Source organism: Citrobacter sp. wls829, from assembly GCF_005280825.1.
In the GTDB taxonomy this organism is placed as follows: Bacteria; Pseudomonadota; Gammaproteobacteria; order Enterobacterales; family Enterobacteriaceae; genus Citrobacter; species Citrobacter gillenii.
The window spans coordinates 110,072-118,067 of record NZ_SZWP01000027.1 but is presented as its reverse complement, the minus strand read 5'-3'; the positions used below and the strand labels follow the sequence as shown (position 1 = coordinate 118,067).

14 protein-coding genes are annotated in these 7,996 nt (G+C 52.9%); 13 read left to right on the top strand and 1 reads right to left on the bottom strand.

All coding sequences use genetic code 11. From position 1 onward, the window contains the following. The 12 genes from FDW88_RS02600 to FDW88_RS02545 all read left to right on the top strand — a co-directional run. Positions 1-442: DnaT-like ssDNA-binding domain-containing protein (locus FDW88_RS02600; protein ID WP_249354871.1), on the top strand; the 442-nt coding region annotated here is incomplete at its 5' end. After that, entirely contained in the window at positions 439-1,224 is a 786-nt protein-coding gene (locus tag FDW88_RS02595; protein WP_137361967.1) for a replication protein P, read from the top strand. The genes FDW88_RS02600 and FDW88_RS02595, both read left to right, overlap by 4 nt. Before the next feature lie 117 nt (positions 1,225-1,341). Beyond that, positions 1,342-1,806 carry a crossover junction endodeoxyribonuclease RuvC gene (locus tag FDW88_RS02590; protein WP_137361966.1) on the top strand — a complete coding sequence of 155 codons (465 nt, stop codon included), beginning with the start codon at positions 1,342-1,344 and terminating at the stop codon, positions 1,804-1,806. A gap of 56 nt (positions 1,807-1,862) precedes the next feature. Further along, positions 1,863-2,342 carry a hypothetical protein gene (locus tag FDW88_RS02585; RefSeq protein WP_137361965.1) on the top strand — a complete coding sequence of 160 codons (480 nt, stop codon included), beginning with the start codon at positions 1,863-1,865 and terminating at the stop codon, positions 2,340-2,342. Then, the gene (locus FDW88_RS02580) at positions 2,339-2,701 is read left to right on the top strand and encodes a hypothetical protein (RefSeq protein WP_249354870.1); all 363 of its coding nucleotides are present in this window, start codon (positions 2,339-2,341) and stop codon (positions 2,699-2,701) included. The genes FDW88_RS02585 and FDW88_RS02580 overlap by 4 nt, the downstream gene beginning before the upstream one ends. Next, positions 2,698-2,979, top strand: a complete 282-nt coding sequence (locus tag FDW88_RS02575) for an antitoxin (RefSeq protein WP_137361964.1) — start codon at positions 2,698-2,700, stop codon at positions 2,977-2,979. The genes FDW88_RS02580 and FDW88_RS02575 overlap by 4 nt, the downstream gene beginning before the upstream one ends. Beyond that, on the top strand, positions 2,976-3,215 hold the full coding sequence (locus tag FDW88_RS02570) for an ead/Ea22-like family protein (protein WP_249354869.1): 240 nt from the start codon (positions 2,976-2,978) through the stop codon (positions 3,213-3,215). Before FDW88_RS02575 ends, FDW88_RS02570 begins: the two co-directional genes overlap by 4 nt. Beyond that, complete coding sequence (locus FDW88_RS22650; RefSeq protein WP_249354868.1) at positions 3,212-3,910, top strand: DUF551 domain-containing protein; 699 nt, start codon at positions 3,212-3,214, stop codon at positions 3,908-3,910. Before FDW88_RS02570 ends, FDW88_RS22650 begins: the two co-directional genes overlap by 4 nt. Continuing rightward, positions 3,910-4,107, top strand: a complete 198-nt coding sequence (locus tag FDW88_RS02560; protein ID WP_137361963.1) for a hypothetical protein — start codon at positions 3,910-3,912, stop codon at positions 4,105-4,107. Before FDW88_RS22650 ends, FDW88_RS02560 begins: the two co-directional genes overlap by 1 nt. Next, positions 4,100-4,438: a hypothetical protein gene (locus FDW88_RS02555; RefSeq protein WP_137361962.1), complete on the top strand. Its 339-nt coding sequence runs from the start codon at positions 4,100-4,102 to the stop codon at positions 4,436-4,438. The genes FDW88_RS02560 and FDW88_RS02555 overlap by 8 nt, the downstream gene beginning before the upstream one ends. Before the next feature lie 22 nt (positions 4,439-4,460). Continuing rightward, a complete protein-coding gene (locus tag FDW88_RS02550) occupies positions 4,461-5,141 on the top strand; it encodes a terminase small subunit (protein WP_137361961.1) in 681 nt (226 codons plus the stop codon). Beyond that, a complete protein-coding gene (locus FDW88_RS02545; RefSeq protein WP_137361960.1) occupies positions 5,138-6,613 on the top strand; it encodes a terminase in 1,476 nt (491 codons plus the stop codon). The genes FDW88_RS02550 and FDW88_RS02545 overlap by 4 nt, the downstream gene beginning before the upstream one ends. Positions 6,614-6,656: 43 nt before the next feature. On the opposite strand, the gene FDW88_RS02540 is transcribed toward FDW88_RS02545, so the two are convergent. Continuing rightward, positions 6,657-7,088 (bottom strand): hypothetical protein, encoded by a 432-nt coding sequence (locus FDW88_RS02540; RefSeq protein WP_137361959.1) that lies wholly within the window; start codon positions 7,086-7,088, stop codon positions 6,657-6,659. 698 nt (positions 7,089-7,786) lie between these two features. On the opposite strand from FDW88_RS02540, the gene FDW88_RS02530 reads away from it, so the two are divergent. Beyond that, positions 7,787-7,993 (top strand): hypothetical protein, encoded by a 207-nt coding sequence (locus FDW88_RS02530; RefSeq protein ID WP_000334867.1) that lies wholly within the window; start codon positions 7,787-7,789, stop codon positions 7,991-7,993. The last annotated feature ends 3 nt before the right edge of the window (positions 7,994-7,996 follow it).

The window sequence follows — 7,996 nt, the reverse complement described above, 5'->3', positions numbered from 1 at the left end:
CGGGAAGTTGAATGATCCCAAAAACGGGATGCAGAACCTATCAGTTAACCAGTCATATAACCAAGAGAAGGAGAGGGGCGATAAAACTGGGGGTTTAGTGCCCCAGAGGACAGACGCCAACAACGCCGTGATTAACAACTTTGTCCCTCCTGGTGGACTGGGGCAATTCGGGAAATTTGTCATGCATGAGCACTGGTCACCATCGGATGATTTCCTCAGGGTGTCTTCATTGCAGGGTATTAACCTGGATTGCCAGCCAACACCACAGGAGCTTGCAGAGTTCAGGGTTTACTGGATGGCCGAGGGTAAGGCTTTCCACCATGCGCAATGGGAGCAAAAACTTGCCAGACGTTTGCAGATCAGCAGACAGAACAAACTGACCTCACCTGAAAACAACGTACCGCACTGGAACAGTCCAGAGGCGTGGGAGGATTTCCTGTGAATAACGTATTTACCGCCATCCAGAACCGAGACGGTGAGGCTATGGCCAGCTTAACCGGTTCAGACCGTCAATATGCAGGTAGCGACAACGTTGTGAACATCACGGCAGAGCGCCTTGTAGATGCCCTGTTTAAACAGCTTAAGCAGCTATTCCCGGCAGCTGAGCAGACCAATCTGAAGACTCCAGCGCAGGAGACAGCAGCAAAGCAACAGTGGATCGCGGCATTCGCCGAAGGTGGCATCCGTACCCGCGAGCAGGTGTCGGCAGGGATGCGACATGCCCGTGCCAGTGAATCACCGTTCTGGCCTTCGCCTGGGCAATTCATCAAGTGGTGCAAAGACAGCAAGATGGTTCTGGGGATCAGCATCGATGACGTGATGGGTGAGTTTCACCGTTACGCCAAAGAGAAAAGCCTCCAGCCTGGTGGACCAGAGCGGTTCCCGTGGCGCCATCCGGTCATGTACTGGATTGTGTGTGATACTCGCCGGGCGATGTATCAGCGCCAACTGAGTGAGGCTGAAGTTGAGAAGCATGCTCGCAAGCTGCTGGATGAATGGTCGGCAAAAGTGGCATCCGGTCACCAGATTCCAGATCCAATACTCAGCATACAGGCCAACCCAGAGCCAATGAGCACACCACTGACAGGCTCAGGTAACACCTACCATCCACCAGGGCGAAGTTTCGGATGCATGCCGAACGCAGCCACCCTGGGAGGGATAACACCGGCACAGTGGCTCATGGAGGAATACAGGCGAGGGAAGGCAGCAGGACTCATCAAGTAATACCAGCGCAGCAGCGCATTTTTTTACATCTGATGAATTACCAAAAAGGTAATAAAATATGCGCATTGCTATTGAAATTAACTCGTTTGTGGTTTTAAATTACCTGAGGGGTAAATCATGGCGGCAGTATTAGGGATTGACCCAGGATGCAGCGGATCTCTGGTCCTGATAACTGAGCAGGGCGGATACATCGACCACCTGGCAATGCCGACCATCAAGGTTGGGACAAAGTCCAGAGTCAACGGCGCAGCGGTGGCTGCATGGCTGCGTAAGTACGGAATTACGCACGCGTACCTCGAGCAGGTAGGTGCAATGCCAGGTCAGGGAACGGCGAGCATGTTCACTTTCGGGCACGCAGCTGGCGTAGCGGAGGGGATCCTGCAGGGTCTCAACATTCCATACACGCTGGTAACTCCGCAGGCCTGGAAGAAGTCATCCGGTCTCATCGGAAGTGACAAGGACGCGGCACGCAGCAGAGCAATTCAGCTCTACCCGGAACTCAGGGCGCTGGATGCAAAAGCGAAAGGCCAGGCCATTGCAGATGCGCTGTTAATCGCCAGGTACGGGATCGGCGTTAAATAACGATCCTTTTAGTTATCAACCTAATCAATAACTTATACGGGTAAGCGAGGGTAATAATGGGAAGCAATATCATTGAGTTAGCGAAGTTAGGACATGAGCGCGCGGCTGAACTGAAAGCATCATGCGGTGCTGTCGACGTGCGCAGCCTGGCGCAACTGATTAGCGATCTGGCTACACAGCTTGAAGTGCAGTTTGTTCGCTCAACCAACATGGCAGTACAGCTCGCTAACGCCGAGAGCAAGTGCAGGGAGCTGGCGGCGGAGAATGGGGGGCTGAAAAAAGCGGCTGAGTTCGCCACTGCACCGGATATGTGGATTGAGCAGGCTGATGGAATGCTGGATTACCGGTATTGCGAGTGGTACGTCGACGTGCTGAAGGCTGCAATGGAAACCCCGGCCACCGACGCTTTCCTGGCTGAAGTGCGGGCGCAGGGTGTGGAGATGGCAGCTTGCGCTCTTGATGACGTAAACCAGTTTAATTATGCAAACATGCTTGACGATTTAGCGCAGAAAATTCGGCAGGAGGCGGCCCAATGACAGCACTCAACAAACAGACGCTGCATGAGTTCCAGGCTGTAATCGAAGCGGAAACCACGGCCACCGACGCTTTCCTGGCTGAAGTGCGGGCAAGTGCAATCCCTGAAGGTTACACACTCGTACCTCAACAAATCTTCCTTGACCCATCCGACATTGAGTCTATTTGCTCGCAATGCGGTGACGGTCATGAATCCGGGTACGGTGATTTTACTGACGGACTACTGTGGGTTGGCAACATTCAACGTGACGACGGCAGTATTGTCCACGGCCTGCATATCTCATCAGCAGATTACACAGAGGAAGGTGGTGTAACAGTTTGCGAGTTCGCCGCCCAGCTTCGCAAAGGAGCAGCGCTATGAGTAAGTCATACATCGTCATTCAGCAATACCTTTGGTGCAACGAAAACGGAGGTGGAATCGAGTACACATCTGATTGTGTAGAATTCGACAAACGTGACAAGGCCATTAAGCACGGCTTTAAGATGCAAGGCAGTGATGACTTCAATATCGGAGTAGTCGAGGCGGGTCGCTTGGTATCGTTTGACTGGATGAATAAACCGGTTGGGGAAAGCGGAGAATCAGCAGAAGTATTAGCTCAAATTGCAGAGGCTATAGGCCTCCAGGAGCCAGCCCAATGAGTATCGACAAACAGGCGCTGCGTGAAATGGCGGAGAGAGCAGGATCCGATAGTTGGGGTTATGACCGCGACGAATTCAATGATGCTATAACCCCAGAGGTTGTGCTGGCGCTGCTGGATGAGCTGGAAGCCAAGGACGCCACGATAGCATTTCAGCAGCATGAAATACGCACATTGCTGGGTCGTCTGGAGAATGCTAATCGCGCCGCCGCAGCCGGGAAAGGAGCGACATCATGAGCACTATTACCAAAGAACTGGCAAAGCTGTTCAGAAAAATTACGAATTCTGAAATTGATGCGGAGGGAAACGCTCATGTTGTTTTATCTCCTGCTGATAGCCTCCTGATTAATAATGCGCGTATCGCACTGGCATCGCTCGAAGCGGAGGCTGTGGCGTGCATTGACCGGGCTAATCTGGACTATCTGGAGTCGGGAGCTGACGCTGATGTTTGGCCTGCATCAGGGGCCGGTTCGGATGATGTGTTGCTCTACGCAGCACCACAGTTACCGCAGCCAGCGGTGTTATCAGTGCCAGATGAAATACCGAAACTGAAAGATGGGATGGGCTTTAAGTATGTGAAAGATGGCGTCCGATATTCCTTAAATTATGCCAACGGATGGAACGCCTGCCGCGCCGCCATGCTTCAGGCTGGCAACGCTCCGGTGATTACGGATGGTTGGGTGACTTGCAGTGAGCGGATGCCTGATCCTGATAGCAAATTCAGAATTTGCGTGTATACACCCACGCCGCATGAAGATGTTCGATTCCGCTTTGTCCCGGCATCTTTGTTCAAATCAGTATGTCGTGACGCGACGCATTGGCAATACATGCTGCCGCCAGCAGCACCGCAGCAGGAGGTGAAGTTAGCACTTGAGCATGGAATGCAGCGTTACGCTGGGGCTATGCAAAAACTGTCTGAAGGGGATAAGTGATGGATAAATGTCGCGGAGTTTTAGGCTTTCTGTTCGGTCATTCATATCGCCCTGCAATCACCAAAGGTGCTCCTTCCGCAAAGCTTGGAGCAGTGGAAGGTAGCAGCTCGTTCATCATCAGTTTGATAGATAAAACAAAGCCAGAGACATTTCATGGCATCTACTGCAAGCGCTGCGGGAAGGTGATCAATGGCTAAATCCGCAGCAGAACGCAAAGCTGCGCAGCGTGCCCGTCTGGCTGAAGCCGGCAACCACAAGCTGGAATTGCAACTCGACGAGCAGGAACTGGAGATGCTGGCGAGAAACTGCGCCGCCCGTCGCCCTGGTCGGGCGCCGTACGACATGAATGAGTATATCGCGTTGCTTATCCGCCAGGATGATGCTCGCATTCGTGGGCGTATCAAGTCAATCAGCTCTAACCGCTGTGGTAAGTGCGGCGATGCGCTGCCGGTTGAGTCGTGCCCGTGTGATGGTGATTCGGCATGCTGGGTGACGCGTGGCTGGCATGAGACTAAATTGCCAATGTGACATGTCACGATATCGATAATAAATTGCAACGGCCGCCGACTATGGCGGCTTTGTTTTGCGTGTTACTATTACCAAAACGGTAATTATTACTTTGGTGGTAACAATGCCCGCAGAACCAAAAGCACCAAAACGCAAATCAACGCAGTATAAGCCAATCACAGCGATGCAGGAGGCTTACGCGCAGGAATATACCAAATGCCCTGAAAATCAGACTCAGGCAGCGATTAACGCAGGATTTTCGCCAAACACGGCAGCAGTCAAAGCCAGCGTCATGATGCGTGATGAGCGTATCCAGAAACGGATCGCCGAACTGATGGAAGAGCGCAACAAGCGTTTGCGTGTCAGTGCTGATTACGTTCTGCTGCGCCTGGTAGAAATCGACCAGATGGATGTGATCGACATCCTGAACGATGAAGGAGGCCTGAAGCCGATTAGTCAGTGGCCTAAAGTCTGGAGAACGTCGATCAGCGCAGTGGATATAAACCGCATCAGGATGGCGATGAATGATGACGAGGAAGATATCGAGTCCACGCTGCAAAAAATCAAATGGCCGGACAAGGTGAAGAACCTCGAGCTTATCGGTAAGCACGTCGACGTCAACGCGTTCAGAGAACGTCTGGAAATCGACGTCAAGATGACCATTGCTGAGAAGATGGCAAAAGCCCGTAAGCGGGTACAGGCTCAGTCTGGTGGTGAAGAATGACAGCAGCAGCTATGTCGCCGGAAGAGCAGCTTGTCGAGGATATCGCTGGGTTCACGTATGACCCGCTGGGCTATTCTCTGTATGCGTTCCCGTGGGGCGAGGATGGCACAGAGCTGGCGCATGCTACCGGCCCGCGAAAATGGCAGGCTGATGCATTCCGCGAGATACGCGATCACCTCCAGAATCCGGCAACACGTCACCAGCCGATAATGCTGGCCAGAGCATCCGGTCACGGTATCGGTAAATCTGCTTTCATTTCGATGCTGATTAATTGGGGCATGTCTACCTGTGAAGACTGCAAGGTGGTGGTGACCGCCAACACCGATAACCAGCTGCGTACCAAGACCTGGCCGGAAATCATCAAATGGTCGAACCTGGCTATCACGAAAGAATGGTTCACCTGCACCGCCACCGCGATGTACAGCAACGATCCGGGCCACGACAAACGCTGGCGCGCTGACGCAATCCCGTGGTCTGAACACAACACCGAGGCGTTCGCCGGTCTGCACAACGAGCGTAAGCGCATCATTGTGGTATTCGACGAAGCATCGAACATTGCCGATCTGGTGTGGGAGGTTGCCGAGGGTGCGCTGACGGACGAAGACACGGAAATCATCTGGGTAGCATTCGGGAACCCGACGCGTAACACCGGGCGCTTCCGTGAATGCTTCCGCAAATACAAACACCGCTGGAAGTGCGCACAGATTGACAGCCGCACCGTCGAAGGCACGAACAAACAACAACTGCAGAAATGGGTGGACGACTACGGCGAAGATAGCGACTTCGTGAAAGTCCGTGTGCGGGGGATCTTCCCTGACGCTTCAGAGTTGCAGTTTATCCCTACCGGACTCACTGACGAGGCAATGAAGCGCGTGGTAACCGCTGGGCAGGTGGCGCATGCTCCGGTGATTATCGGCGTCGACCCGGCATATTCTGGCGTGGATGACGCAGTGATATACCTGCGCCAGGGGCTGCACAGCAAAGTTCTCTGGACCGGCAACAAGACTACTGACGATCTGATTATGGCGAAGCGTATCGCCGACTTTGAAGACCAGTACCAGGCTGACGCAGTATTCATCGACTTCGGGTATGGTACTGGGCTGAAGTCCATCGGTGATGGCTGGGGACGTTCCTGGCAACTGATACCATTCGGCGGCGGCTCCACCGATCCGCAGATGCTCAACAAGCGCGGAGAGATGTTCAACAGCTGCAAAACATGGCTGAAAATTGGTGGCGCACTGGATGACCAGGAGACGGCTGACGACCTGTCAGCTGCAGAATACAAAGTCAGGGTTGATGGCAAGATCGTCATTGAACCGAAGGAAGATATCAAAGAACGGTTAGGGCGATCGCCTGGCAAGGGTGACGCGCTGCTGCTGACGTTTGCTTTCCCGGTGTCGAAACGCATGAATATACCAGGACAGCAAAGCCAGCAGGGTAAAGCGCTTACCGAATACGATCCCTATGCATGAAAAAGCCCGCGCATCGGCGGGCTGATTGTGACATGTCACGGCGTTACATCAACTCTTTCCAGTCAACCCATTTTCCAGTTCTGCGTTTAACTTCCTCTCGTTTAAGGAATAGCAGTTCTCTACAACGCTCGCATCCATCAAATTCATCGCTATTCTTCTTAAATGGTGCGCCGCGCCGATATGTGTAAACTCCGCAAACACATCTGACCACATATCGCGCTCCTGATTTCCCGCCGCCTTGCTGCTCAGCCAGGCCGATAACTGTAAGCCATCCACGCTTTCTTCCGATCATTGATTCAACCTCTCGGCGATGCTGAGGGTTTTTGATGTTGTAGATTGGAAAAATAGGAAGTGGAAGATCGCTGTCACCTGTCTGGATAACTTTGTTTGGTGTCCAATCCACGCCCTTACCAACAACTCTCGCAGCAACCCGGTCAATTGGAAGGCGCTTCATGTCGAACAGGTCTTTACTCATTCTAATCACCTTAAAAAAATGCCCACCGAAGTGGGCGAACTGGAAGCAAGGGTGCCTTCCATGGCTTTACGGGTTTACAGCGCAACGTCATCGCAATGGCGTTCTGGTGTAAAAGTGACGGTGGTCAGCATCAAGGGAAACTGCCACCGCCAATAGCTACACAGCATCGTTCTTATGGGCGCTTCATCACGGTCCTAAGGCGTGATTGGGTTGTGGTGGCCGGTGCTGAACTATCTCCGGCTTGCTTCCAAGCTTCCCGTCGTCGCCATGGTGAGCCATTACCTCACCATCTAGCTGATAGGTAAGCGCATCATCCTGCGCATTCACCACAACGAAGAGAACACTGCGTGCTACGTGGATCTAACGTCCACCATGCATTCCACCAATGCTCTCATCGTTGCATCCTCGTCTCTTCCGAGGTGTCACACCGTATCGCCACGATGGTGATTCGTCATGTCCGTGCTTACCTAACACTGGCTTGCACATTCCGGCTACCCGGCTGGGGAAGTAGCATTAATGGAACCCATCCGGACCGCTGCGATACATGTGCCATATGCCGTACACCCACTGCGTTACATCAACATCAACATCAATTACCTAAAAGGTAATATCTGATGTTATATGTGTCAATAGCCTACGCTAAATAAATCATATGTGGTTAAATTGGTAATAATTTAATTGCGTACGGAGCTATTGCTATGTGTATCGGCAGCAAGCCATCAGTGCCAGCAGCACCAGAAGTACAGGCCGCGCCACAGGAGCAGGATGCAGCAGTTGTCAGTTCTCGTGACGACGAAGAGCGCCGCCGCCGTGCAGCTGCTGGTCGCAGTTCCACTCTGCTGACTGGTGCACAGGGCGACACCTCAACCGCAAACACCAGCGGTAAAACGCTGCTCGGTCAGTAACGG

What these genes read in the sequence shown, in the direction of transcription:
- FDW88_RS02590 (WP_137361966.1), top strand. Translation starts at nt 1,342, where the DNA reads ATGGCGGCAGTATTAGGGATTGACCCAGGATGCAGCGGATCTCTGGTC.
- FDW88_RS02585 (WP_137361965.1), top strand. Translation starts at nt 1,863, where the DNA reads ATGGGAAGCAATATCATTGAGTTAGCGAAGTTAGGACATGAGCGCGCG.
- FDW88_RS02580 (WP_249354870.1), top strand. Translation starts at nt 2,339, where the DNA reads ATGACAGCACTCAACAAACAGACGCTGCATGAGTTCCAGGCTGTAATC.
- FDW88_RS02575 (WP_137361964.1), top strand. Translation starts at nt 2,698, where the DNA reads ATGAGTAAGTCATACATCGTCATTCAGCAATACCTTTGGTGCAACGAA.
- FDW88_RS02570 (WP_249354869.1), top strand. Translation starts at nt 2,976, where the DNA reads ATGAGTATCGACAAACAGGCGCTGCGTGAAATGGCGGAGAGAGCAGGA.
- FDW88_RS22650 (WP_249354868.1), top strand. Translation starts at nt 3,212, where the DNA reads ATGAGCACTATTACCAAAGAACTGGCAAAGCTGTTCAGAAAAATTACG.
- FDW88_RS02560 (WP_137361963.1), top strand. Translation starts at nt 3,910, where the DNA reads ATGGATAAATGTCGCGGAGTTTTAGGCTTTCTGTTCGGTCATTCATAT.
- FDW88_RS02555 (WP_137361962.1), top strand. Translation starts at nt 4,100, where the DNA reads ATGGCTAAATCCGCAGCAGAACGCAAAGCTGCGCAGCGTGCCCGTCTG.
- FDW88_RS02545 (WP_137361960.1), top strand. Translation starts at nt 5,138, where the DNA reads ATGACAGCAGCAGCTATGTCGCCGGAAGAGCAGCTTGTCGAGGATATC.
- FDW88_RS02540 (WP_137361959.1), bottom strand. Translation starts at nt 7,088, where the DNA reads ATGAGTAAAGACCTGTTCGACATGAAGCGCCTTCCAATTGACCGGGTT.
- FDW88_RS02530 (WP_000334867.1), top strand. Translation starts at nt 7,787, where the DNA reads ATGTGTATCGGCAGCAAGCCATCAGTGCCAGCAGCACCAGAAGTACAG.